The organism is Streptomyces sp. YGL11-2, assembly GCF_050054615.1.
In the GTDB taxonomy this organism is placed as follows: Bacteria; Actinomycetota; Actinomycetes; order Streptomycetales; family Streptomycetaceae; genus Streptomyces.
Genome location: NZ_JBNHIN010000056.1, coordinates 14,204 through 38,599 on the forward strand (window position 1 = coordinate 14,204; position 24,396 = coordinate 38,599).

At 73.8% G+C, this 24,396-nt stretch carries 17 protein-coding genes and 1 pseudogene; 9 read left to right on the forward strand and 9 right to left on the reverse strand.

All coding sequences use genetic code 11. The features are described 5' to 3' along the window. Positions 1–22 precede the first annotated feature (22 nt). The 3 genes from ACO1BR_RS36870 to ACO1BR_RS36880 all read right to left on the reverse strand — a co-directional run bounded on the left by ACO1BR_RS36870 (position 23) and on the right by ACO1BR_RS36880 (position 6,049). Positions 23–1,609, reverse strand: coding sequence for a DUF5719 family protein (locus ACO1BR_RS36870; RefSeq protein WP_426799472.1), 1,587 nt, complete (start codon positions 1,607–1,609; stop codon positions 23–25). Next, positions 1,606–5,466 carry a glycosyltransferase gene (locus ACO1BR_RS36875; protein ID WP_426799473.1) on the reverse strand — a complete coding sequence of 1,287 codons (3,861 nt, stop codon included), beginning with the start codon at positions 5,464–5,466 and terminating at the stop codon, positions 1,606–1,608. Before ACO1BR_RS36875 ends, ACO1BR_RS36870 begins: the two co-directional genes overlap by 4 nt. A gap of 319 nt (positions 5,467–5,785) precedes the next feature. Next, positions 5,786–6,049, reverse strand: coding sequence for a WhiB family transcriptional regulator (locus ACO1BR_RS36880; RefSeq protein ID WP_003983763.1), 264 nt, complete (start codon positions 6,047–6,049; stop codon positions 5,786–5,788). A 746-nt stretch (positions 6,050–6,795) separates the two neighbouring features. On the opposite strand from ACO1BR_RS36880, the gene ACO1BR_RS36885 reads away from it, so the two are divergent. The 3 genes from ACO1BR_RS36885 (at position 6,796) to ACO1BR_RS36895 (ending at position 9,846) form a co-directional block, all read left to right on the forward strand. Next, positions 6,796–7,329, forward strand: coding sequence for a cysteine dioxygenase (locus ACO1BR_RS36885; RefSeq protein ID WP_426799474.1), 534 nt, complete (start codon positions 6,796–6,798; stop codon positions 7,327–7,329). Positions 7,330–7,442: 113 nt separating this feature from the next. Beyond that, entirely contained in the window at positions 7,443–8,402 is a 960-nt protein-coding gene (cofD, locus tag ACO1BR_RS36890; RefSeq protein WP_426799475.1) for a 2-phospho-L-lactate transferase, read from the forward strand. A gap of 100 nt (positions 8,403–8,502) precedes the next feature. After that, positions 8,503–9,846, forward strand: a complete 1,344-nt coding sequence (locus ACO1BR_RS36895) for a coenzyme F420-0:L-glutamate ligase (RefSeq protein WP_426799476.1) — start codon at positions 8,503–8,505, stop codon at positions 9,844–9,846. Between the two features lie 34 nt (positions 9,847–9,880). Here the strand turns inward: ACO1BR_RS36895 and ACO1BR_RS36900 are convergent, their stop codons facing one another. From ACO1BR_RS36900 to ACO1BR_RS36910, 3 genes are all read right to left on the reverse strand, one after another. Continuing rightward, positions 9,881–10,786, reverse strand: a complete 906-nt coding sequence (locus tag ACO1BR_RS36900; protein WP_426799477.1) for a DNA-3-methyladenine glycosylase family protein — start codon at positions 10,784–10,786, stop codon at positions 9,881–9,883. A gap of 100 nt (positions 10,787–10,886) precedes the next feature. Beyond that, the gene (locus ACO1BR_RS36905; protein ID WP_426799478.1) at positions 10,887–11,969 is read right to left on the reverse strand and encodes a sugar phosphate nucleotidyltransferase; all 1,083 of its coding nucleotides are present in this window, start codon (positions 11,967–11,969) and stop codon (positions 10,887–10,889) included. A gap of 317 nt (positions 11,970–12,286) precedes the next feature. Then, entirely contained in the window at positions 12,287–13,666 is a 1,380-nt protein-coding gene (locus ACO1BR_RS36910; protein WP_426799479.1) for a peptidoglycan recognition protein family protein, read from the reverse strand. Positions 13,667–13,793: 127 nt separating this feature from the next. On the opposite strand from ACO1BR_RS36910, the gene ACO1BR_RS36915 reads away from it, so the two are divergent. From ACO1BR_RS36915 to ACO1BR_RS36925, 3 genes are all read left to right on the forward strand, one after another. Further along, on the forward strand, positions 13,794–14,552 hold the full coding sequence (locus ACO1BR_RS36915; protein WP_426799480.1) for a TIGR03089 family protein: 759 nt from the start codon (positions 13,794–13,796) through the stop codon (positions 14,550–14,552). 185 nt (positions 14,553–14,737) lie between these two features. Continuing rightward, positions 14,738–16,033: an LCP family protein gene (locus ACO1BR_RS36920; RefSeq protein WP_426799481.1), complete on the forward strand. Its 1,296-nt coding sequence runs from the start codon at positions 14,738–14,740 to the stop codon at positions 16,031–16,033. Positions 16,034–16,269: 236 nt separating this feature from the next. Beyond that, positions 16,270–18,099 (forward strand): LCP family protein, encoded by a 1,830-nt coding sequence (locus ACO1BR_RS36925; RefSeq protein WP_426799482.1) that lies wholly within the window; start codon positions 16,270–16,272, stop codon positions 18,097–18,099. A gap of 126 nt (positions 18,100–18,225) precedes the next feature. Here the strand turns inward: ACO1BR_RS36925 and ACO1BR_RS36930 are convergent, their stop codons facing one another. Next, positions 18,226–19,242, reverse strand: coding sequence for a glycosyltransferase family 2 protein (locus ACO1BR_RS36930; protein ID WP_426799483.1), 1,017 nt, complete (start codon positions 19,240–19,242; stop codon positions 18,226–18,228). A 440-nt stretch (positions 19,243–19,682) separates the two neighbouring features. Here ACO1BR_RS36930 and ACO1BR_RS36935 point away from each other — a divergent pair, with 440 nt between their 5' ends. The 3 genes from ACO1BR_RS36935 to ACO1BR_RS36945 are packed head-to-tail and all read left to right on the forward strand — an operon-like array spanning position 19,683 to position 22,156. Then, on the forward strand, positions 19,683–21,056 hold the full coding sequence (locus ACO1BR_RS36935) for an LCP family protein (protein ID WP_426799504.1): 1,374 nt from the start codon (positions 19,683–19,685) through the stop codon (positions 21,054–21,056). Continuing rightward, on the forward strand, positions 21,053–21,505 hold the full coding sequence (locus ACO1BR_RS36940; RefSeq protein ID WP_426799484.1) for a hypothetical protein: 453 nt from the start codon (positions 21,053–21,055) through the stop codon (positions 21,503–21,505). Before ACO1BR_RS36935 ends, ACO1BR_RS36940 begins: the two co-directional genes overlap by 4 nt. 48 nt (positions 21,506–21,553) lie before the next feature. Next, the gene (locus ACO1BR_RS36945) at positions 21,554–22,156 is read left to right on the forward strand and encodes a VanZ family protein (RefSeq protein WP_426799485.1); all 603 of its coding nucleotides are present in this window, start codon (positions 21,554–21,556) and stop codon (positions 22,154–22,156) included. Between the two features lie 87 nt (positions 22,157–22,243). On the opposite strand, the pseudogene ACO1BR_RS36950 reads toward ACO1BR_RS36945, so the two are convergent. Together ACO1BR_RS36950 and ACO1BR_RS36955 are read right to left on the reverse strand one after the other, a co-directional pair. After that, positions 22,244–22,552, reverse strand: a pseudogene (locus tag ACO1BR_RS36950) (acyl-CoA thioesterase); the annotation flags it as partial. Positions 22,553–22,573: 21 nt separating this feature from the next. Next, positions 22,574–24,319: a recombinase family protein gene (locus ACO1BR_RS36955; RefSeq protein WP_426799486.1), complete on the reverse strand. Its 1,746-nt coding sequence runs from the start codon at positions 24,317–24,319 to the stop codon at positions 22,574–22,576. Positions 24,320–24,396 lie beyond the last annotated feature (77 nt).

Here is a 24,396-nt window from a genome sequence, read left to right on the forward strand (position 1 = left end):
GGTCACGTCGTCGGCGCGGTGCTCACTTCGTCAGCAGGGACAGGTCCTGGCCCGCGGTCGGCACCACGACCGAGCCGCGGTCGTCCGGCAACGGCTGGATGGTGAAGGCGGGCACCTGGCCCTGCGGCAGTGCCAGCATCCGGGAGGCGTAGACAGGGCCGCCGCCCTGCTGCGGCTCGACGGTCAGCGCGTAGGAGCCCTTGAGGCCCTGCGGCTGCGGCGGCTGGACGGCGAGGGTGGTGCCGCCCTTGACCGTGTACGTCTTGGAGACCGGGGTGCCGCCGCCGCTGCCGGCGGACGCGGTGACCTTGACCGTGGCGTCCTTGCCCTTCTCCGGCGCGACCAGCGACAGGGTGCTGCCCTTGGCGCGGTTGTCGGCGACCGAGCCGCGGGCCTCGATCGCCCGGGTCGCCGGGATGAAGGCCATCTCCTGGTTGTCGCCCTTGCCGCGGATGACCTGGAGCGCCGCCGTGACCGGGGCCGCGGAGCCGCTGTCGGAGGGGGTGAGGACCAGCGAGCCGGCCTCGCCCTTGGTGACGTCCTTGAGGTCGACGGAGGTGGTCATCCCGCTCTTGACGTGCAGGGTGTCCAGACCGGCCGGGGTGATCGCGCCAGTGGGGGTGGCCAGTTGGACCTTCAGGTCGGCGTCCGCGTTGCCGGGGGCGACGGCCACCAGCCGGACGTCGGTGGCGTCGGCCGGAATGCCGGGCAGCACCGTGGTGGCGGCCGGGTCGGCGGCGGGCGGCAGCCAGTCGCCGCCGGTCTTGGCGTCGTTCGCCTGCACGGCGGCGCCGACCCGGCCGGAGCGGACGGTGACGTGCAGCGCGGCGTCGGCGGTCGGGGTGCCGGTGAGGGTGGACAGCAGCACCGGGACGGTGGCGTGCGGCGGCACCGTGATGTCCTCGCCGCCGCCGGCCAACGGCCCGTCCTTGCCGCGCATTTCGAGGCCGACGACGGCCGGGGTCGGGTCGGGGTTGGTGAGGTGGACGTAGTCGGTGCGGCCGGAGTCGGTGCTCACGCCGGGGAACCAGAACTGGGTGTCCGGGGCGGTGCAGCTCAGCCCGAGGAGGCCGCGGCCGGCGCCGGCCGAGACGGCGGTGGTCTGCTGGACCGTCCAGCCGGGCGCCAGCGCGCCGTCCGCGGAGCCCGCCAGAGCGGGGGCGTTGGCGCTGTCGGTGGACGCGGTGACCGGCTTGCCGGCCTCCTGGAGGGGCACCACGGGATTGGTGTCGGTCGGCGGCACGACCTGCCCGGTGCCGGAGTCCGCGGTGCCGCCGCCCTTCTTGCCCTTCCCGGCGTCCTTGCCGCCCTTGCCGGCGGGGGTGCCGCTGCTGTCGGCGACGGTGCCGGTGGGCTGGAGCCGGGCGGTGCCCTTCTTGGCGTCCGCGCCGGCCGCGGCGCCGGGGGGCGTGAAGGCGGTGTACGCGGTCTCGGCGACCTCCGAGGAGGTGGGGGCCGGGCACAGCAGCGCGGAGCGCTGGACGGGCAGCCGGGTGCCGCTCTGCGGCGCCGGGCCCGCCCCGCCGCCGGGGGCCGCGACGGCGGCGACGCCGGTGGCGGCGGCCAGCGCGGCGGTCACGCCGATCAGGGACATCGTGGTGCGCTTCACTGCTGGTCGCTCCCGTCACGGCGCGGCTCGGGGTAGGCGTCGGAGTACCCGGAGTACGCGGTGTCGTCGTAGGGCTGCTGGGGCTGCTGCGGCTGCTGGGCCGGGGTGCCGTACGGCTGCTGCTGCGCGCCGTAGCCGTACGGGTCGTAGCCGCCCGCCTGGTAGGGGTCGGCCGGGTAGCCGCCGGGCTGGTACGGGTCCGGCGCGTAGGGCTGCCCGCCGTACTGGCCGGCCCCGTAGGGGTCGTCGGCCGGGGCGTACTGCTGCTGGTCGGCGGGGTGCCCGGGGGCGGTGGGCGGGGCCTGCTGGTCGGCGGTCTGCCAGTCCTCGTAGGAGTGCTGCTGGGGGACGGCGGCGTACGGGTCGGCGAGCTGCGCGGGGTCCGGGCCGGGGTCCGGCGCGGGGGCGGCCATCGGGTCGGTGGGGACCTCCTCGCCCGTCCCGGCGGCCGGGAACGCCGCCTCGTCCGCCGCCGCTGCCGCTCCCGCGCCCACTGCCGCACCCGCCGCGGCCGCACCCGCCGCGGCGGCGCCCGCTGCCTCGGCCTGGGCCCGCAGTCGGCGGGCCCGGCGGCCCTCGCCGGTGGCCGGCGCCGCTGCCGCGGCGGCCGCGGCGGTGTCCTCGGGCAGGTCGTCGTCGACCTCCCGGCGACGGCCCGGCAGCGCCATCACCACCAGGACGAGGGCGAGCAGGCCCTGGGTCCACAGCCAGAGGGTGTGGCTCAGCGGGTTGTCGTGGGTGAGGTCGAGCCGACCGCCGCCCGACGGGAGCTGGAAGCCCTGGGCCCAGCCGTCGACGGTGACGGGCTTGAGGGCGGTGCCGTTGAGGCTGGCGTGCCAGCCGTCGTCGGCGGCGTCCGCGATGCGCAGGATCCGGCCGGCGGAGCCCTCGGGCACCTGCGTGGTGTGTGCGTCGACCGGCCCGGCCGGTACGGGTACCGGCGCCACGGCGTCGCCGCTGGCGGTGCCCTCCTTGGTCTGGCCCGGCACGATCGAGATCCGGGAGACCCGGCGGTCGATCCGCCACAGGGCGCTGCCGTCGTCCTGGCTGAGCCGGGTCAGGCCCGGGGTCGCGTCCAGGACGCGGCCCATCTCGCGCGGGGCGCCCTTGCGGACCAGGACGTAGCGGACCGCGTAGCCGCCGAGCTGGTCGGTCTGGTCGGCGCCGGAGCCGGCCACGAGGTGGGCGACGATGCCGTCGAGCCGCTGGTCCGCGCCCGCCCGGTCGGCGATGTCGGCGTCACCGAGCCGGGCGCCGGAGCCGCGGACCAGTGAGTAGGAGACATGGCCCGCCGTCCCGTCCAGGACGAGGGTGCGGGCGCGGTCGAAGGTGCTGGACTCCTCGGCGACGAACGCCGGGACCTGCGTGGGGTCGCGCCGCTGGAGCGGGCCGGCGGCGCCGGTGATCATCCAGCTGGCCGCGGCGTAGAGGGGGGCGATGGCGGACGCCAGCGCGATCAGGACGGCCACCGGCTGCTTCCAGCCGAAGCCGAGCGCGGCCATGCGGGTGCGGATGCCCTCGGCGCCGACCGTCGCCGCGCACAGCAGCGCCAGCCCGTAGACCAGCATCGCGGGCCCGGTCCAGCCGGAGGCGTTGCCGAGCGCGGCGAGCAGCAGCCCGGTCAGCGCCACCGCCCACGCGGTGCGGATCGCGGTCTGCCGCTCGCCGCGCAACGTGGCGGCGAGCGCGGCCAGGACGACGCCGATGAGCAGCAGTCCGCCGACGGCCTTGGGGCCGCCGGGGCTGAGCCCGACGAGGTCGAGCACGGAGGCGCTGCCCGCGCCGTAGTCGAGCCCGGCCTCCTGGAAGAACCGCGACGGATGGGCGAACAGCGACAGCGACCAGGGGGCCAGCACCACCAGCGGGGCGACGGCCACGGCCAGGAAGCGCAGCGCGTACGCCGGCAGCAGCGCGCGGTTGCCGTCCAGGAGCCGCAGCACGAGCAGCCCGATGCCGAGCAGCACCGCGGTCGGCCAGACGATCGGGGTGAAGGCCGTCGTGAAGGTGACCAGCAGCGCGTAGGCCCAGGCGGCGCGCCAGCCGGGGCGGGTGCCGGTGGCCAGCCGCAGCCCGCTCGCGGCGACGGCGGCGCGCGCCATCAGGGGCAGCAGGATGGCCAGTACGGCGGTGCCCAGCCGGCCGCCGGCGAGCGCGCCGGTGGCGGCGGGCAGGAAGGCGTAGGCGATGCTGCCCCAGGCCCGCAGCAGCCGGGAGGCGACCAGCGGGCGGGAGGCGAAGTACGCGGTCAGGCCGGCCAGCGGCACGGAGCAGACCAGCAGCAGGGTGAGGGTGAAGCCGGTGCTGCCGAAGAAGAGCGTGGACACCACGGCGAGCACGGCCAGGTAGGGCGGCGCCGCGGCGGTGTCGCCGACGCCGACCGGGTGCCAGCTGTCGACGTACGACGACCACAGGCCGCCCAGGCTCCCGGGTGCCGGCAGCAGCGCCCCACCGGCCAGCGAGCCGGTGCCGAGCAGCCCACGGCAGGCGATCAGGGAGACGACGAGCAGGACGAGGAAGAGCACCGGCGCGGGCCGGCGGGCGATCCGCTTGAGCCGGGCGAACTGCTCGATCTCCAGGAAGTCGGCGTCGTCGCCGCCGGGTCCGGACTCCACGGCGCCGTGCCGGCCGGCCGAGGCCACGTCGGGGGCGGCGCGCCCGGCGAGGTTGCCCGCGACCTGTTCGACGGTGGCGCGCACGGTCGCGCCGGGCGGCGGGAACAGTGCGCGCAGCTCCTTGGCGTCCACCGCCGGCCGGCCGCGGCGCCTGCGCCCGGCGAGGATCTTGCCGGGCCGCAGCAGGGTCCCGAAGAGGCCGGCGAGTTCGTCCAGCGCCTGGCCGGGGACCTTGCCGACGAGGTAGGCGAGGACCCGCAGGAAGGTGCCGAGCAGCAGCCGCACCAGGGTGTACGGGAGCAGTGCGCCGCGGGTGTTGGTGAGCAGCGTGTAGACCGCGCCGGCCTTGTCGACGCGGTGCGGGTTGGCGACATGGCGGCCGACGCAGTCGATGGGGCGGCGCTCGCGGGCGGCGGCCTCGGCGTGCCGCAGGATGGCGTCCGGTGCGACGAGGACCTGGTGGCCGGCGGCCTGGGCGCGCCAGCACAGGTCGACGTCGTCGCGCATCAGCGGCAGCCGGCGGTCGAAACCGCCCAGCTGCTCGTAGACGTCGCGGCGGATGAGCATGCCGGCGGTGGAGACGGACAGCACGGGCCGGATCTGGTCGTGCTGTCCCTGGTCCTGTTCGCGGCGGTCCAGGCCGGTCCAACGCCGACCGCTGCGCGCGATGCTGACTCCGGTTTCGAGCAGCTGCCGGCGGTCGTACCAGCTGCGCAGCTTGGGTCCGACGACGACGGTGGAGGGGCTGGCGTCGGCGACCCGCAGCAGCTCGGCGAGCGCGTCCGGCTCGGGCGCGCAGTCGTCGTGCAGCAGCCACAGCCACTGGACCGGCTCCCCGTGGGGGAGCTCCGGCATGTCGTACGCCTCGTCGCGCCAGGTGCGGCTGACCGGGTCCCAGCCGCTGGGGCGCCGCAGGTACGGGAGGTCGTCGGGGCCGAGGACGGGGGCGGTGCGGACGGCCTCGTCGACGGCGGTGCCGAATCCGGAGCGCCGGGCGAGGTGCAGGACGCGTTCGTCGCCGATGGCCTCGGCGAGCAGCCGGGCGGAGTCGTCCGCGCTGCCGGTGTCGGCGCCGACGACGTTCTGCACCGGGCGCTCCTGGCCGAGCAGCCCGGCGAGCGCGTCGGGCAGCCAGCGCGCTCCGTCATGGGAGACGATCACCGCGGTGACGACGTGCCGGGGGAATTCTGGGGTGACGGCTGCGTGTGAGGCGGCCTGGGCCGCCGGCTGGCTGTGCACGGACATCGAGGTACGGGCCCTCCGGACCCGGGAGTCCGGGGCCCGCGGCGAAGTCGCTCAAGGCCCCCGCCCCCGGAAGACACTGCGACGGACTACGAGGGACACGCGCACCCCGCGCCGGGGGCGTTGGCGTGTCTCGGACGGGCCCCCACACTAATGCTTCGCGCCGCACCGCCAACCGGCTCCGTGCACAGCAGACCGCCTCCGGCGAACAGAGCGCTGGAGGCGGTGGGTTCGGTATGGGGGGATATGGGGAGTTGGGGTGGTGCGGCGGTGTGGTCGGCACGGCCGCGTGCTGCCGGTCGGGCGGGCGGGCCTGTCATGGTCAGACGGCGGCCTTCTTCAGCCGGCGCCGCTCGCGTTCGGACAGACCGCCCCAGATACCGAAGCGCTCGTCGTTGGCGAGGGCGTACTCCAGGCACTCCGACCGGACTTCGCAGGCGAGGCAGACCTTCTTGGCCTCGCGGGTGGAGCCACCCTTCTCCGGGAAGAAGGACTCGGGGTCGGTCTGGGCGCACAGTGCGCGCTCCTGCCAGCCGAGCTCCTCGTCCGCCTCCTCGACCAGCAATTCCTGGAACAGCTCGGTCATGTGCGCCCCTCGTCTGTCTTTACGTCCCCGTGATCAAGCCGTGATCGATTTCGGCTGAACGACACGAGTGAAATTACAAGTGTGCTGATCCGGGCCAGTCAAGCCGAGATCTGCTATTGGGCCTCTTATTCACTCTGCGGAACCAAGCGTATGCGGAAAGTGTTCAAATCATCCAAAACCAGGACACTTCCTCGGGCGTGCCACCCGCGGGTTCCTCGCGGCACCTCTCCAGCACCTCCCGGCACTTCTCACGCACTGAGACGCCGGCGAACCGCCCATCCGTTGCACCCGGCACGGCGAAGCGGGGAAGATCACAGCGGGATCACAGGTCCGCAACGGCGTTGGGGGGCGCGGCTGATGGGCGACCTCTCCTCCCGGCGGGCTGCACAAACCTTTCTCCGGACGCGGTAACCGGATGAGGTGAATGCGTCCGGCGAACCCCGCCTCCGGTTGACAGCGCGCCGCCGCCCCGTGTCTCCTTGACCGCATGCCAGCGACCACCGCGCCCCGCCTGACCCGTTCCTACGGGTCGCTCTGCGCTGCGCAGGCCCGCTGCCGCTGTTCCAGCTGTCGTAGCCACTGAGCTCCAGCCACCGCTCGCACCACCCCGCAGCGCCCTTGCTTCGCCGCGACCACCGCGCCGCGCCCCCACAAGGAACAGCCCGCGCCGTGCCGCACTCCCCCGCCACCGCTGGGCGGATCCCCGCCGCACCGCCCAGCACTTCCGCCGAGGAACCCGGAACCCCATGAACAGCGACGTCCAGATCGCCGGCGACCCGCTCGCCATCCCGCACCTGCTGCCGCCCGTCCCCGCCCACCCCGCCACCGTCGCCGGCTTCGCGGGCCTGGCGCGCTCGATCGCCGCCGACCGCGCCTCCTGGGCGCCGCTGGTCCGCTTCGACGCCACCACCCGCTGGTACCACCGGCTGCGCACGGTTCCCCAAGCTCTCGGCTCCGCTCGACCAGGGGAGGCCCCTATCGGCTACGAGGTGTGGCTGCTGAGCTGGGTGCCCGGCCAGGGCAGCGGCCGGCACGACCACGGGCCGTCGTCGGGCGTACTGACCGTCCTGGAAGGCGAGTTGACCGAGCACGGCACCGGCGGGACGCGCACGCTGGCGGCCGGGGCACAGAGGGTCTTCGCCCCGGGGTACGTCCACGAGGTCGCCAACGACGCGCTGGCGCCCGCCGTCAGCCTGCACGTGTATTTCCCCGGCCTGACCGAGATGCCGATGCACGGCGCCCGGTGCGCGGCCCCCGCCCGGGAGACCGCGGCGCCCTGACCCGCCGCCGCCCCCACCGGCCCCGCGGTTGCGCGCGGCGGCCGCTCGTGACCTCCGTCCCTCCTGGCCACCACCCCTCATGGATGCGGCATCCGGCTGACACACTTACCGGCATGCGCATTGTGGTTCTGGCCGGCGGTATCGGCGGCGCCCGCTTCCTGCGGGGACTGAAGGCAGCGGCTCCGGACGCGGACATCACCGTCATCGGCAACACCGGCGACGACATCCATCTGTTCGGGCTCAAGGTGTGTCCCGACCTCGACACCGTGATGTACACGCTCGGCGGCGGCATCAACGAGGACCAGGGCTGGGGCCGCGCCGACGAGACGTTCCGGGTCAAGGAGGAGCTGGCCGCGTACGGCGTCGGGCCCGAGTGGTTCGGGCTGGGCGACCGGGACTTCGCCACCCACATCGTGCGGACGCAGATGCTGGGCGCCGGCTATCCGCTCAGCGCCGTCACCGAGGCGCTCTGCGACCGCTGGCAGCCCGGGGTGCGGCTGCTGCCGATGTCCGACGACCGGGTCGAGACGCATGTGGCCGTCGAGGACGAGAGCGGCGAGCGCAAGGCGGTCCACTTCCAGGAGTACTGGGTGCGGATGCGGGCCTCGGTGCCGGCGCACGCCGTGGTGCCGGTCGGCGCCGAGCAGGCCAAGCCGGCACCGGGCGTGCTGGAGGCCCTCGCGGCGGCGGACGTGATCCTCTTCCCGCCGTCCAACCCGGTGGTGAGCATCGGCACGATCCTGGCCGTACCGGGCATCCGGGAGGCCGTCGCGCAGGCCGCGGCGCCGGTGGTCGGGCTGTCCCCGATCGTCGGGGACGCACCGGTGCGCGGCATGGCGGACAAGGTGCTGGCGGCGGTGGGCGTCGAGGCCACGGCCTCGGCGGTGGCCCACCACTACGGGGCCGGGCTGCTGGACGGCTGGCTGGTGGACACCGTCGACGCGGACGCGGTGGCCGAGGTCGCGTCGGCGGGGATCCGCTGCCGGGCCGTACCGCTGATGATGACGGACGTTGACGCCACGGCCGCGATGGCGCGTGCGGCGCTGGCGCTGGCCGAGGAGGTACGGGCATGAGCGAGCGCAGCATGGGGGTCCCCCCGGCCGGAGGCTGGGGGAAAACCATGGAAAGGTGCGCGCCCCGCGGATGCGGGGCCGAGCGAAGCGAGGTCTCGGCATGAGCGGGGCCGGGGAGACGCCCGGGTACCGGGTGTGGGCGCTGCCGGGGATGCCGGAGGTGCGGCCCGGCGACGACCTCGTCAAGCTGATCGCCGCCGCGGCCACCGGCGACGGGGTGTCCCAACTGGCCGACGGGGACGTCCTGTTGGTGACCTCGAAGATCGTCAGCAAGGCGGAGGGGCGGATCGTCGAGGCGGCGGACCGCGAGGCGGCCATCGACGCCGAGACGGCGCGTGTGGTGGCGCGCCGCGGCACACTGCGGATCGTGGAGAACCGGCAGGGGCTGATCATGGCCGCGGCCGGTGTGGACGCCTCCAACACCCCTTCCGGGACGGTGCTGTTGCTGCCCGAGGACCCGGACGAGTCGGCGCGCGCCCTGCGGGCCGGGCTGCGCGAGGCACTCGGCGTCGACGTCGGGGTGGTCGTCAGCGACACCTTCGGGCGGCCGTGGCGCAGCGGCGTCACCGACGTCGCCATCGGGGCGGCCGGGGTGCGGGTGCTGGACGACCTGCGCGGCGGCACGGACACGCACGGCAACCCGCTCAGCGTCACGATCGTGGCCACCGCCGACGAACTGGCCGCGGCCGGCGACCTGGTGAAGGGCAAGGCGGCCGGGCTGCCGGTCGCGGTGGTGCGCGGGCTGTCGCACGTCGTGGCGGCGGCTGGCGGCCCGGACGGCGACGGCGACGGGGCGCGCGCGCTGGTGCGGGGCGCCGCGGACGACATGTTCCGGCTGGGCACCTCGGAGGCCGTGCGGGAGGCCGTGACGCTGCGGCGTACGGTCCGGGAGTTCGCCGACGACCCGGTGGATCCGGGGGCGGTCCGGCGCGCGGTGGCGGCGGCGGTCACCGCGCCGGCGCCGCACCACACGACTCCCTGGCGGTTCGTGCTGCTGGAGTCGGCCCGGTCGCGGACCCGGCTGCTGGACGCGATGCGGGACGCCTGGGTGGCCGATCTGCGCGCCGACGGCAGGTCGCAGGAGGCCATCGCCAAGCGGGTGCGGCGCGGCGACGTGCTGCGCAACGCGCCGTATCTGGCGGTGCCGTGCATAGTCCTTGACGGCGCGCACACCTACCCGGACGCGCGCCGGAACGCCGCCGAGCGCGAGATGTTCGTCGTCGCCCACGGCGCCGGCATCCAGAACTTCCTGGTCGCGCTGGCCGGCGAGCGCCTGGGGTCGGCGTGGATCTCGTCGACGATGTTCTGCCGGGACGTGGTCCGGGACGTGCTCGACCTGCCGGCGGACTGGGAGCCGATGGGCGCGGTGGCCATCGGCCACCCCGCGGGCCCCGCGAAGCAGCGACCGCCCCGCGCCACGGAGGACTTCGTGACGGTGCGCTGACGTACGGGGGATGCCCGGGGGCGCCCTCGCCGGGTCACAGCCGGGCGATGTCCCCCACCGGGAAGCGCGGGGCGCGGCGCGGCGGGACGCGGCCGGAGAGCAGGATCAGGCGGGCCGCGCGGTGCCGTTGGCCCTCGTAGGGCGCGAGGAGTTCGAGCATCTCCTCGTCGGTCGTGCCGCGGCGGCCGGTGAGGGCATAGCCGATGATCTTCGGCAGGTGGAGGTCGCCGACGGTGACGGCGTCGGGCGCGCCGAGGGTGCGCTGGAGCGTTTCGGCCGCCGTCCAGGGGCCGATGCCCGGTATCGCGGTCAGCCGGCCGGTGGCGTCCGCGAGGTCCATCCGCGCCGCCTCCTCCATCCGGCCGGCGACCCGCACGGCGCGCAGGATCGCGCCCGAGCGCTTGGCGTCGACGCCCGCGCGATGCCACTCCCATGAGGGGATCAGCGCCCAGCCGCGCGGCTCGGGCATCACCCGCAGCCGGTCCCAGGGGCCGGGCGCGGGGGTGCCGTGGCGCTGGAGCAGCAACCGCCAGGCGCGGTACGCCTCGTCGCTGGTGACCTTCTGCTCCAGGACCGAGGGGATCAGCGACTCCAGGACCAGGCCGGTGCGGGCGAGCCGGACGCCGGGGTGCCGGCGGCGCGCCTCGTGGACGACGCGGTGCCGGGCGGTCAGCGCCGCCGGGTCGTCGGACTCCCCCAGCAGGTCGGGCAGCCGCTCCAGCAGCCAGTCCGCGCCGGGGCCCCAGGCCGTCGCCTCGACCCGGCCGTCCGCGGGGCGGGCCTCGACGCGGAGCGTGCCGGGCCCTTCGGGCGTGCGGCAGGCCCGCCAGACCTCGCCGCCGCGGACCGCGAACGCCGGGTCGCCGGGGCCGCGCCGCAGCACACCGAGGGTGCGGTGCAGGTCGTAGGGGCCGGGCGGGACCCAGGTGCGGGCGGGCATGCGGCCAGGTTAGGCGATGCGCCGGGCCCGCTCCGGCGGAGCCGTGGAGCCGGTCCGACGGCCCCGGCGGCGATCCGGTGTACCCGCCCGGCCCCGGCCGTTACTGGTCCGAGGAGAAGCGCACCGCGCCGGGCGGGATGGTCGCGTCGCACCAGATGCGGACGCCGGAGCGCAGTTCGTTGTCGGCGCCGATGACCGCGCCGTCGCCGATGACCGCGCCGTCCAGGACGGTGCGGGCCCCGATGCGGGCGCCGGCGCCGATCAGCGAGTCGCGGACCCGGGCGCCGGGTTCGATGACCGCGCCGTCCAGGACGGTGCTGCCGTCGACCTCAGCGCCGGCGCCGACGCGGGCGGCGCGGCCGACGACGGTGCCGCCGGTGAGCTTGGCGTCCGGGGCGACGTCGGCGGTGTCCAGCACCAGACGGTCGCCGCAGCGGCCCGGGACGGCGGGGGACGGGGCACGGCCCAGGACCAGGTCGGCGGAGCCGCGGACGAACGCCTGCGGGGTGCCGAGGTCGAGCCAGTAGGTGGAGTCGACCATGCCCTGGAGGTGGGCGCCGTCGGCGAGCAGGCCGGGGAAGGTCTCGCGTTCGACGGAGACCGGGCGGCCGGCCGGGATGGCGTCGATGACCGACCGGTTGAAGACGTAGGCGCCGGCGTTGATCTGGTCGGTGACGATCTCCTCGGGGGTCTGCGGCTTCTCCAGGAAGGCGGTGACCCGGCCGGTGTCGTCGGTGGGCACGAGGCCGAAGGCGCGCGGGTCCTCGACCCGGGTGAGGTGCAGGGAGACGTCGGCGCCGCTGGTGCGGTGGGTGTCGACCAGGGCGCGGATGTCCAGGCCCGTGAGGATGTCCCCGTTGAAGATCAGCACCGGGTCGCCGGGTGCGGAGCGCAGCCGGGAGGCGACGTTGCGGATGGCGCCGCCGGTGCCCAGCGGTTCCTTCTCGGTGACGTACTCCAGGTGCAGGCCGAGCGCGGATCCGTCGCCGAAGTACGGCTCGAAGACCTCGGCGAGGTAGGAGGTGGCGAGGACGATGTGCTCGACGCCGGCGGCGCGGGCGCGGGCCAGCTGGTGGGTGAGGAACGGCACACCGGCCGCCGGCACCATGGGTTTGGGCGTGTGCACCGTCAGCGGGCGCAGCCGGGTGCCCTTGCCACCGACCAGGAGGATCGCTTCAGTCAATGTGTCCTCTGTTCGCTTCTCCGCCCCCGCAGTGCTGCGGTGCGGAATTCGTCGTCGTCGGCGGGCCCGGCGGCTGCGCGTACGACGCTCACGTGTGTTCTCTGCTTCCTGCTGGGGTCGGCCGGTCGGCGGACCAGTGTAGGCAGACGGTTTTCCGGTCGTCCGCGGCGGGCTGCCGGGGCCGGTGCCGGGCCGTCGTGGTCGGTAGGACGTGTCGCGAACGGGATCGGTTCAGTGGGCCCGGTGAACGCTGGATGGCAGGTGGATGACGTGTTCCGCGGTGTCCGAAGTGCCGGATTCCGGGCGGAAGGTGCAGGTCACCGGCCCTGGAGACGGGCCGCCTCCAGCCGGACCTCGGGCAGTTCGGCGTAGAGGCGGGCGCCGGGGCAAGCTGTCTTGAAGCCGTCGCGGTGGCCGGAGATGACGTGCTGTCGGACGACCCGGCCCCGGTGGTAGAGGTTGCCGCCGGTGGAGGTCATCGGGACCCTGGCGCGCGGGTCGAGGCCGTACAGGCCGAGCTTCCAGGCGGTCAGCCGGGCGAGGGCCTCGACGGCGGCTTTCGAGGGTTCGGTCCTGCCGAAGGAGCCGAGGAGCGCGATGCCGGTGCTGTCGGTGTTGAAGCCGAGGGTGTGGGCGCCCATGACCGGCCGGGCGACGCCGCCGGCCCGGCCCTCGTAGACGGTGCCGCACTTGTCGATCAGGAAGTTGTAGCCGATGTCCCGCCAGTGGCTGCTCTTGACGTGGTAGCGGTAGAGGCCGCGGATGACCGAAGGGGCTTGTGCGCAGGTGTAGTTGTTGCCGCTGGCGCTGTGGTGGACGAACGCGGCGCGGACGGTGTGGGTGTAGACGAAGCGGGTCTCGCGGAGTCTCTCGTCGGCGCCCCAGCCGGCCCGGGTGACGATGCGCGGGCGGGCGCCGAGGTGTGCGGGGGCGGTGGGCTTCTTGCCGCCGGCGGCCTCGATGTCGGCCTGGGAGGCGGCCTGGTCCTGGGCCGGGATCTCGGTGGCGCCGAGCGGCGCCAGTTTGGCGTTGGCGGCGGAGCTGGCGTCGGCCGCGGGGGTGGGTGGCGGGCCGCCGCGTACGGAGTGCGGTTCCGGGCCCGGGTCGACGAGTTCCAGGCGCAGTCCGCTCGGCAGGGCGGCGGGGTGGCGGTTGCCCTGGGGGGGAGTGATGCGCAGCTGGACGGCGTTGCTGACGCCGACCCACAGGGGTGCGGTGCTGCCGCGTTCCCGGCCGCCGGCGTGTTCCCCGGCGCCCGGGTCGGGGGCGTCGTCGCTGTCGGTGGGGAGGTCCTGCCAGCCGGTCCAGCGGCCGGTCCCGAGGGTGCGGGTGCGGACCTGGGCGCGGCCGGGGAGTGCGCTGCGGATGTCGTCCCAGACGATGCCGACGAGCGAGAACGGCCGTACCGTGCGGGCCGGCAGGGCGCGGGTCCCGGTGGCGGGCGGTGCGGCGGTGCTCCGTACGGCGGTGCCGGGTGCGGCCGGGCCGAGGGCGTCGAGCGGGAGGGACTGGGTGGTGCCCGGCAGGTCGCCGGCGCCCGGAGTGCGGTGTCCGGCGGCGGTGCCTGCGTGTTTCCCCAAGCTCCCGGGGTGGGCGAGCGCGGGGTGCGCGGTGGCTCCGGGTGCGAGGGGCACGGCGAGGGCGGCCGTGCAAGCGGCGCCGAGGCAGAGCGTGAGGGACACGAAGAAGGGGCGCATGGGAAATCCTGGGCACGCCCGGCGGGAACCCGCCAACGCTGAGCTGACGGGGCATCGGCCGATCCGGTGGCCGGCCCGCGCCGTACCCGACTCACCGTCAGCCGCCGCCGCGCGTAATCTGGCCGCGATGAACGCCACCGATCGCACCCCCGCCGACCTGCTGGGTTCCGCGCTGGCCGCGGACCCGGCCCGCCCCCTGGTGACCTTCTACGACGACGCCACCGGCGAGCGCGTGGAGCTGTCCGTCGCGACCTTCGCCAATTGGGTGGCGAAGACCGCCAACTACCTCCAGGGAGACCTGGCCGCCGAGCCCGGCGACCGGCTCGCGCTGCTGCTGCCCGCCCACTGGCAGACCGCCGTGTGGCTGCTGGCCTGCTCGTCGGTGGGCGTGGTGGCGGAGGTGGGCGGCGATCCGGCCGCGGCCGATCTCGTCGTCAGCGGCCCGGACACGCTGGAGGCGGCGCGCGCCTGTTCCGGGGAGCGGGTGGCGCTGGCGCTGCGTCCGCTGGGGGGCCGGTTCCCGCAGCCGCCGGCGGGCTTCGCGGACTATGCCGTGGAGGTGCCGGGGCAGGGCGACCGGTTCGCGCCGTTCGCGCCGGTGGACCCGGGTGCGCCGGCGCTGGTGGTCGGCGGCGAGGAGCTGACCGGTGCGGGCATCGGGGCGCGGGCGCTGGCCGATGCGCGGGACGCCGGGATGCCGGCGGCGCCCCGGGTGCTGTCGGGGCTGCCGTACGACAGCTGGCGGGGCCTGTCGTACGGGCTGTACGCGCCGCTGGCGGCGGGGGGTTCCGTGGTGCTCTGCCGCCATCTGGAGCAGTTGGGCGCGGAGGGCGCCGCCACCCGCGAGTCGACCGAGAAGGTCGGCTTCACCGCGCCGCTCTCCTGAGGCGCGCTCCCCCGTCCGGCGGACCGGGGATCCCGCCGGACGGGCCGGGCGGCCCACCGCGGTCCATGCTCGGTGTACGTACGCCCCGTGCGTACGGGCCTCCCGCGCGGGGTCCGGCGGTCTCCCTCCCGGCGGCGGCCCCGTGCGCGGGGGCGCCGCCGACTCCGTGAGGGATGGACGCACACGTGACCGAGAGCCCCGGGAACCCTTCCGACCGCCGGCGCCCTTCCGGGGGCGATGCGCCGAGGGCGGCGGGCCCCGGCGGGCGGCAGCGCTTCGCGGGCTGGCCCGAGCGCCGGGCCGGGCTGCTGGCGACGGACCGTCCGGGCCCGCCGCGCACCCCGCCGCCGCGGCACCGCCGCTGGCTGCGGGCGGCGGCGCTCGCGCTGACCGTCGCGGTGCTGGCGTCGGCGGGTCTGGGCTGGGCCGTCTACACGCGGCTGAACGGCAACATCCGTTCCGACAGCGCCACCGAGCGCGAGTTGGAGGAGTACGAGTCGGAGCGGCCCCCGGCGAGCGCGAACGGCGCGCAGAACATCCTGCTGATCGGTTCCGACAACCGCGGTGGCGGCAACGGGGAATACGGGGTGGACAGCGGCACCCAGCGCTCGGACACCACGATCCTGCTGCACCTGGCGGCGAACCGGAAGAGCGCGACGGCGGTCAGCATCCCGCGGGACCTGATGGTGCGGGTGCCGCACTGCCGGCGCTCCGACGGGACGCAGACGCCGCCGCAGACGGTGCAGTTCAACTGGGCGTTCGCGTTCGCCGGGGCGGGCTGCACGATCCGTACGGTCGAGGCGATGACCCGCATCCGCGTCGACCACTACATCATCGTGGACTTCACCGGCTTCAAGACCATGGTGGACGCGGTGCACGGGGTCGAGGTGTGCCTGCCGCGGCCCATCAAGGACGACGAGGCGCGCCTTACGCTGCCGGCGGGCCGCCAGACGCTGTACGGCGAGGCCGCGCTCGGCTTCGTACGGGCCCGCAAGACCCTGGGCGACGGCAGCGACACCCAGCGGATGGAGCGCCAACAGCACTTCCTGGGTGCGCTGGTGAAGAAAGTGCAGAGCAATGGCGTCCTGCTCAATCCGATGCGGCTGTATCCGGTGATGGATGCCGCGACGAGTTCGCTGACGACGGACGCGGGACTGGCCTCGCTCCGGGGTATGTACGAACTGGTCCGCAGTATGCGCGGTATTCCCACCGCCCATGTGCAGTTTCTGACCGTGCCGCAGACCGCGTACCGCTACGACGCCAATCGCGATGAGCTCGTGCAGCCGGACGCGGACCGGCTCTTCGGGCAGTTGCGCGCCGACCGTCCGGTGGCCGTGGCGCCGCAGGGGACCGCGGAGGCGTCGGACGGCAAGGCCGGCGGCGGGCGGGGAAGGACGGCGCCCGCGGGGAGTTCGGTGCCCGCGGAGGGTTCCGTGCCGACCTTTCCGGGGAGCACGGCGGAACACGGTAACTGCCAATAAAGGACGCCGGATCGCGGACCCGGCGGGGCGAAGATATCGGGGGGATTGCCCAGTTGTAGGGAAGTGGAATTTGTCACGGGCGCCGTTTGGCGCTGAACTGGGCGGATAGTGTGAGCGATCCGGTCCGCCCGGCGGCGGGCCGATGACCATGTACCGAACCACGTATACGCATATCGACCGACCGAGCGCCTTGAGGGAATGGCGCCGCGTGGTACCGACGGAGGACTCAAGGCACCGTGGACGCGCAAGGCCGTGGGCAGGCGGACGACAACAACGTCGACCCCGCCGATCAGTGGGTGCTCGATCCGAGCACCGGCAACTACGAGCTGCGGCTCGGTCCGGCGGGTCAGGCCCCCGCTCGGCCCGCCGACCGCAAGGCGCCCGGCAGACGTGCCCCGGGGAGTCCCGCCGGCGGGGGCGGCGACACCGACACCCGCCCGCTGCCGACCCAGCGCGCGGGCCGGAAACCGGAGGCCGCCGGCGCAGGTACCGGCGGCAGCGGCGCTGACGGTGCCGCTGCCGACGGCGAGGGCGCGGACGGCGCCGGCCCGGACGGGGCTGCCGCCGGCGGCCGGGCGGCGCGCCGGGCCGGTGGCCGGGCGGCGACGGCGGCGGGCACGGTCGGCCGCCGTAAACGCAAACCGAAGAAGTCCGGGAAGAAACGGGCGCTGCACTGGACGGCCGGTGTGGTGGGCTTCGTTCTGGTCGCCGGCTGCGGTGCCGCGTACATCGTCTACCAGCAGCTGGACGGCAACATCTCCAAGGTCGACGTCGGCGAGGAGAACGCCGCGGTCACCGACGGCCCGGTCAATCTCCTCATCATCGGCACCGATGCCCGGGACGGGAAGAAGGGCAACGAGGGGTACGGCGACGACGGCAGCGTCGGGCACGCGGACACCACGATCCTGATGCACGTGTCCAAGGACCGGTCCAACGCGACGGCGCTGAGCATCCCGCGCGACCTGGTGACCGACATCCCGGACTGCCCGACGAAGCAGAAGGACGGTTCGACGAAGACCGTCCCCGGCGAGCACAAGGTGCGCTTCAACACCAGCCTGGGGCAGGAGGGTCGGGACCCGGGCTGCACCTGGCGCACCGTCGAGAAGCTGACCGGGGTGAAGGTCAGTCACTTCATGATGGCCGACTTCAACGCCGTCAAGGAGCTGTCCAACGCGGTGGACGGCGTCGAGGTGTGCGCCGGCAAGGACATCGACGACCCGAAGTCGCATCTGAAGCTGTCGGCGGGCCGCCATGTCGTCAAGGGCGAGCAGGCGCTGGCGTTCGTACGGACCCGGCACTCCGTGGGCACCGGCAGCGATCTGAGCCGTATCAAGCTCCAGCAGCAGTTCATCGGTTCACTGATCCGCAAGCTGAAGTCCAGCGCGTTCGGCAGCCCCGGCAAGCTGCTGGACATCGCGCAGGCGGCCACCAAGGCGCTGACCGTGGACACCGGCATCGGCAGTGCGAGCAAGCTGCTGGACTTCGGCAACGACCTGAAGAAGGTCGACCTGAACAAGATCACCTTCGCCACCGTGCCGGTGCTCGACAACCCCCGCGACAAGGCCACCGTCATACTCGACAAGGCCAAGGCCGAGCCGCTGTTCCAGATGGTGCAGCAGGACCACACGCTGTCCAAGGACGCCGCCAAGGGCAAGAGCGGCGCCAAGCCCGCGCCGGTCAAGAAGGCCCCGCCGCAGCTCGTCCGGGTCGATGTCACCAACGGCGGCGGGCCGTTCGGCTCGGCGCAGGAGACCGTGGACTGGCTCCAGAACACCAAGGCCGCCAAGCTCTCCACCAACGCCGGCAACGCCTCGGAGAAGCTGGCCGCCACCCGTCTCGAATACGCCCCCAACCAGGCCGACCAGGCCGCCACCCTGGCCGACTGGATGGGCCTGCCGAAGAGCGCCCTGAAGCAGAGCGCGCAGAACGCCGGCCCGCGGGTGCCGATGAAGCTGACCCTCGGCAAGGACTTCACGGCACCGGGCACCCCGATCGAGGCACCGACCGAGACCCCGGCCGGGGTCCAGCACGTCAACGCGGACGACAAGGACATCTGCGCGAAGTGACCCGGCGGCCCGCCGACCGTCCGGTCCGCCGCGCGCACGGCGGGCCGGACGACCCCGAGAGCGCCGGATGCGGCGCGGCGGGGTGCCGGACGGGCCCGAAGAAGCCGCGGAACAGGGGCGGTTGCCCTACGGCGCCACCACCGCCGGGCGGCGGCTGGCGATGACCTTCCTCGCGAGGGAGCGGGGACTGGTCAGGAAGCCCACGCCCCAGGACATGTGCATGGTGGCCAGGGCGACCGGGATCTGCGCGCGGGCCTTCAGGGACAGGCCGTTGCCGGCCGGCAGCGAGCCCGCGGCGATGGCCGCCAGGTAGCCGGCCGGGATGACGAAGCCCCAGGGCGTGACCGCCGCGCCGACGACCACGCCGGCCGCGATGGCGCACACCGCGGTCGGCGGGGCGAGGTAGCGCAGGTTGATCGATCCGGAGTGGTAGCGGGCGACGACGTGCCGCCACTTCCCGTAGTCCTTGTACTGCTTGGCCAGCGCCTTGATGCTCGGCCGCGGCCGGTACCGGACCTTCAGCTCCGGCGAGAACCAGATCTGCCCGCCGGCCTCCCGGATCCGGAAGTTCAGCTCCCAGTCCTGGGCGCGGATGAACTCCTCGTTGTAGCCGCCCTGTTGCTCCAGCGCCTCGCGCCGGAAGACCCCCAGGTACACCGTCTCGGCGGGGCCCGCCTGCCCGCCCGTGTGGAACGCGGCGTTGCCCACGCCGATCTTGGAGGTCATCGCGGCGGCGACCGCGTCCTCCCAGGCGTTCTCGCCCTCGGCGTGCATGATGCCGCCCACGTTGGCGGCGCCGGTCTCCTCCAGGAGGCGTACGGCGGTGGCGATGTAGTTCGGCGAGAGCATGCCGTGGCCGTCGACGCGGACGACGATCGGGTGCCGGGACGCCTTGATCGCGGCGTTCAGCGCGGCGGGGGTGCGGCCCGTCGGGTTCGGGACGGTGTGCACCCGGGAGTCCTCGCGGACGAGTTCCGCGGCGATCTCGTCCGTACGGTCCGTGGACGGGCCGAGGGCGATCACCACCTCCATCTCGCCGGCGTACTCCTGCTCCAGGATGTGCCGGACCGCATTGCGCAGGTGACGTTCCTCATTGAGCACCGGCATGATCACGGAGACGGCCGGGAGCTGCTGCTGGGGCATGGTTCCTCGGGGGTACGGCCCGGGGCGAGCCGCTCTGGGCGGCGGCGCCCGCCGGGAGACTGCGGTATTCCGCCTCACGGTACCGCGAACGGGGGACAGTCACGGACGGCAACCGGGTGGCCAGCCGACAGATGCCCGGTGTGTGGGGCTTTGCGGTAGATCGTATTGACGTACGGTGATCCGGACCGTTTCGTTCGTATCGAGATCCGCTTCGTCCTAATCGAGATCCGCTCCCTCCCCGTCGGGACACGCCTGGTCCGCTCCCGATCCGCACCGCACCGCGCCCCGGCCGCGACCTACGCACCGGCCTTCCGCGGCCCGTCCCCGTCCACCCGCGGAGGTGCCCCGTGACCGCGCCGTCCTCCTCGACCCCCACCGTCCCGGGCCGGCGCCCGCGGACCGAGCGCAGGTTCCTGCGCCTCCCGGTCCGGCGCTGGGGACTGCGGATCAGCGCCGTCGCGACCGCCCTGCTGCTGTCCGCGAGCGGTGTCGGGCACGCGATGGTCACCGGTGTCGAGACCGGCATCGGCCGGGTGGACGCCTTCAAGGGGATGCGCAACCGGCCCGGGGGCGGCGACGGTCTGAACTTCCTGGTCGTCGGCACGGACGGGCGGGACAGGCTGACCGACGCGCAGAAGCGGAGGTTCCACCTGGGCGGCGACCCCTGCCACTGCACCGACACCCTGATGCTGGTGCACCTCTCCGCCGACCGGAGCCGGGCCGGGGTCGTCAGCCTGCCGCGCGACTCGTACGCCGAGGTGCCGGCCCGGCGGGAAGCCGGTGGCCGGCTCCGCCACCGGCACGCGATCAAGCTCAACGCGGCCTACGCGGAGGGCGGCCCCGGCCTCACCGTGCAGACCGTCGAGCGGATGACGGGGGTGCACCTCGACCACTATCTGGAGATCGACTTCACCACCTTCATGCGGACCGTGGACGCGGTCGGCGGGGTCGAGATCTGCACCGTGCGACCGCTCAAGGACCGCTATTCGGGCCTGGACCTGCCGGCCGGCAGGTCGCTGCTCAACGGGGGCCAGGCGCTCCAGTACGTCCGCTCGCGGCACCTCGACGCCTCGGCGGACCTGGGCCGGATGCAGCGGCAGCAGCGCTTCCTGGCCTCGCTGCTGCAGCGGATCACCTCGTCCGGGGTGCTGATGAACCCGGTCCGCTTCAAGGGCGTAGCGGACGCGGTGCTCCGCTCGGTACGGGCCGACGCGGGCTTCGGGGGTGGCGACCTCACCGACCTCGGGCAGGCGCTGCGCGGTCTGCGCACGCAGTCCACGGAGTACGCCTCGGTGCCGCTGCAGGGCGAGGCCGAGACGCTGCCGGGCCTCGGCTCGACGGTGCGCTGGGACCCGGTGGAGGCGCCGAAGCTGTTCCGGGCGATCCGCGAGGACCGGCCGTTCGCACCGGCCGCGGACCCGGCGAAGGCGACGGCTCCGGCCGTGGACGTACCGCCGCACCGGATCCAGGTGCAGGTCGACGACGGCGGCGGCCACCCCGGCACGGCGGCCTCGGTGGCCCGTGCGCTGCGCGCCAGCGGCTTCGCCGCCACCGGCACGCCGGGCGGCGCCGCGCCCGGTCGTCCGGTGGCGCACACGGTCGTCACGTACGACCCGCACTGGGACCGCTCGGCCCGGTCGCTGGCCGCCGCGCTGCCCGGCGCCAGGCTGCGCCCGGCGGCCGGGCAGGGGGCGGTGCTGCGGGTGACGGTGGGCCGGGACCAGCGGGCGGTGCGGCCGGTGCGGGCCGCGGAGCCGGACCGGGCCCCGGGCACCCTCGGGGCGATCACCGGCGACCAGGCGGTGTGCCCATGACCGTCCCCGCGCCCCGCCGCACCGCGCCCGGCCGGCCCCCGGACCAGCCGTACGGGCGGCGCCGGGTGAGCCACACCGCGGCCGTGGTCGCGGCGCTGTCCCTGATCGCGGCCACCGCGGCGGCCACCCCACCGGCTCCCCCGGCGCCCACCGGCTGCGGCGACCTGGTCCGGGGGCAGCTGTGCCTGCGCGGCCCGGTCGGCGCGGCCGGCACCTACACGGCGAGCTACCGGCGGGACGACACCGCACCCGGCGAGATCGCCGTACGGCTCGGCTACCAGCGCAAGAACTCCCGGATCACCGCGTTCCCCGGCTGGTTCGGCACCGGGCGGACCCAGGGCGGCGCGCTCCGGCTGAGCGGCCGGGTGGAGATGCTGCCGGACGAGTGCATCCGGGGCGTCATGGAACACGCGGAGACGGTCTTCGTCACCAAGTGGAGCTGCGACTGACCCGGGACCGACCCGGTGTCCCGAAGTCCTGAAAGGTGCGTGCGGAGCGTGTGGCAGGTCGTCCTGGGCATCACCCCCACCACGGTGGCGCTCTTCCTTCTCGCGGCACTGGCGCTGGCCCTCGGCCTCGCCCTGTGGTCCGCCCACGCCCCGCACCGGCGCGCCCCGCGGACCGCCGCGGGCGTGCTGCTGGCGGGCTGGCTGCTGATGATGCTGGTGGTGACCCTGGCCCCCACCCAGCCGATCGGGTCCGGCGACGCGACGATCTGGTGGCGCCCCGGCGAGGGACTCCTCGACCTGGGGGCCCAACTGGAGCCCGGTGAGGTCGAGATGCTGGTACGGCGGCAGATCGCCAACACCCTGCTGTTCGTGCCGGTGCCGCTGCTGCTGCGGTTCGCCGCACCGCGCTGGTCCGCGGCCGGGGCGTTCCTGCTCGGGGTCGGGCTGTGCGTGGCCATCGAGGCGGGGCAGCTGCTGATGCGGGCCGGGCGGGTCGCGGACATCGACGATGTGCTGTGCGCGGCGGCCGGTACCGTCCTCGGCGCGGCGCTGGCCCTGCTCGCGAAGCCGGCGGCGGCGGTGCTGCTCCGCCGGACGCCGCCGGCCCGGCCGGTGCGGACCGCGGCGGCGGCAGCGCCGGAGGAGGTGTAGGGCCTTTCCGACCCCGACCCCGACCCCGACCCACCGGACAGGCCCTGGCCGGGGCGCCGGACCGGGGTCGGTCCGGCGGGTCGGGCGCTACGCCTCGTCGAGCCCCTCGGCGGCGCGCCGCTCGCGCAGTTCCCTGATGGCGCGGCGGCGGGCCAGCCGGTGCGTGCGGCGGATCTGCGCTTCCTGGTAGCGGCGCTTGTCGCGCTCCGTCTCGGGGATCACCGGCGGCACCGTGCGGGGCTTGCCCTGCTCGTCGACGGCGGCGAAGACGAGGTAGGCGGAGCCGACCTGCTGGGCGGGGCTGGATTCGTTCCAGCGCTCGGCCAGGACGCGGACGCCGACCTCCATGGAGGAGCGGCCGGTCCAGTTCACCTGGGCCTTCACGTGCAATAGGTCCTCTAAAACACAAACTCAGATTCACGCAACGACGGCGAGCTGCGGCGCCTTCTGGGCCGGTACCACATGCTTGGGCTGCTTCACCAGCGACACCTTTCGGGGTGCCCACGGGTCCGGCTCCCACACCGGGTGAACCTCTACGCGGGACGTCGCCCGCTTTCCTCGACCGCGGTCGATACGCACTACCGACACGCGCCGCAGCACCTTCCGAAGGACGCCGTTCTTCTCCCCCACGGTGAGGGTGTCCCACTCATCGAGCAGGCCGACGATCAGCGGTTGAAAGTCGACCTGCTGCGGTGTTGTCTCGACCTCGACGACTTCCTGTAGGGCCTTCTCGGCGGCTGCCTTATCCCTCCTGATCTTGTCGCGCGCTGCCTCGTACTCTCCCGGTTCGTAGTCGGCCTCGTTCACCGCATGGTCCGCTCGCAGACGCGCGAGGCCGTCCGATAGCTTCTTGATCTCCTTCGTCAGCCGTTCCCGCTCCCGCTTGGCGAGGTCCCGCGCCCTGCTGACGTCCTGCCGGCGGTGCTGCACGGTCGGGGCCGCGTCGACCCCGGGTGCTACCTCGTTGGCCAGGAACGTAAGCACAGACATCTCGACCTTGGCCCGAGTGATGCTGACGCCGTCGCACGCGCTGCCGCCGCTCTTGATGTACCAGTTGCAGCGGTAGCCGTAGCCGTTCACCGTCGCCCCGGTTGAGCCGCCGCGGAATGCGGACAGGCCCCGTCGGCATTCGCCATGCCGCATAAGGCCGGTGAGCGGGTAGGTAGCGTTCCGCTCCCGCGGGGGCTGATCCTTGACCAGCTTGCGGTGTTCCAAGTACGCCTCCCAGAGTTCTTGATCGACGATGGCAGGCTGCGCGCCGGGCAAGAGGTGGAAGTTCTTGCACGACGACATTTCGGTGCACTTGCAGTCCTGGTCATGGACGCGCAGCAGGCCGGCGGCGAAGCCCGAGTCCATGTACTTGCGTAGGGCTGATTGTTCCCATGGGTTTCCCATGGTGGTTCGGAATCCAAGGGAATTGAGCCATGCACAGATGGTCGTGAATCCCTCGCGCCCGTGCACTTTTCGCTCGTACGCTTCGAGGACGACCTCGGCGGAGTCGGGGTCGAGTGCGTACCGCTCTTTCTGGAGTTTCTCCGTTTTCGGGTCCCAGCGGCGGTGCCAGATGTACCCGAAGCGGTTACGCCCGGTGGCAGGGAGTCGTTCCGTGTTGCGCCGATGTTCGTGGGTCTCGCGCCACTGTTCGGCGGCGCGGTTGGACTCGAAGTTGCCGAATGCGAAGATCATTTCGCGTTGGAATTCGCCGATCGCGGTGGAGGCGTCGACCGGTTCGGTTGCCGATTCGAGGCGGCCTCCTGCGTATTCGAGTCGGGCGAGGTTGACGGCGTTGCCGGTTCTGTTTCTTCCGAATCTGCTGTATCGCCATACGGCGATGCCTTGGGCGAACTTTGCCTCGACGCCTTCGATTGCGCGCATGATCTTGCGCTTGAAGTTCCGGCCTGTGGCGTCGAGGTCGACTATCCAGCCGATGATCCGGCGTTGGGTGCGTCGGGCCCATTCCTCTATGGCTGACTTTTGAAGTTCAGGGCTGATCTTCTCCTCTCTCCATGTGCTGACTCGGATGTATCCGATGTACGGCTCGCAACCGTCGTCGGGCAGGAACGTTGCCTGCACGTCGTCGGACTCGAAGGACTCGGGTACGTCCTGGAAGGACTTGAGTAGTTCCTCCCACGTGATGAGTTGCGGGCTTGGTGCGCGCATCATCGCGTTGGTTTCCCCTCCCTTGTTGTTCTGGTTGTTGGGGTGGCTGCTGCGCTACCCCCCGCGGTAGCGCGCGCCGA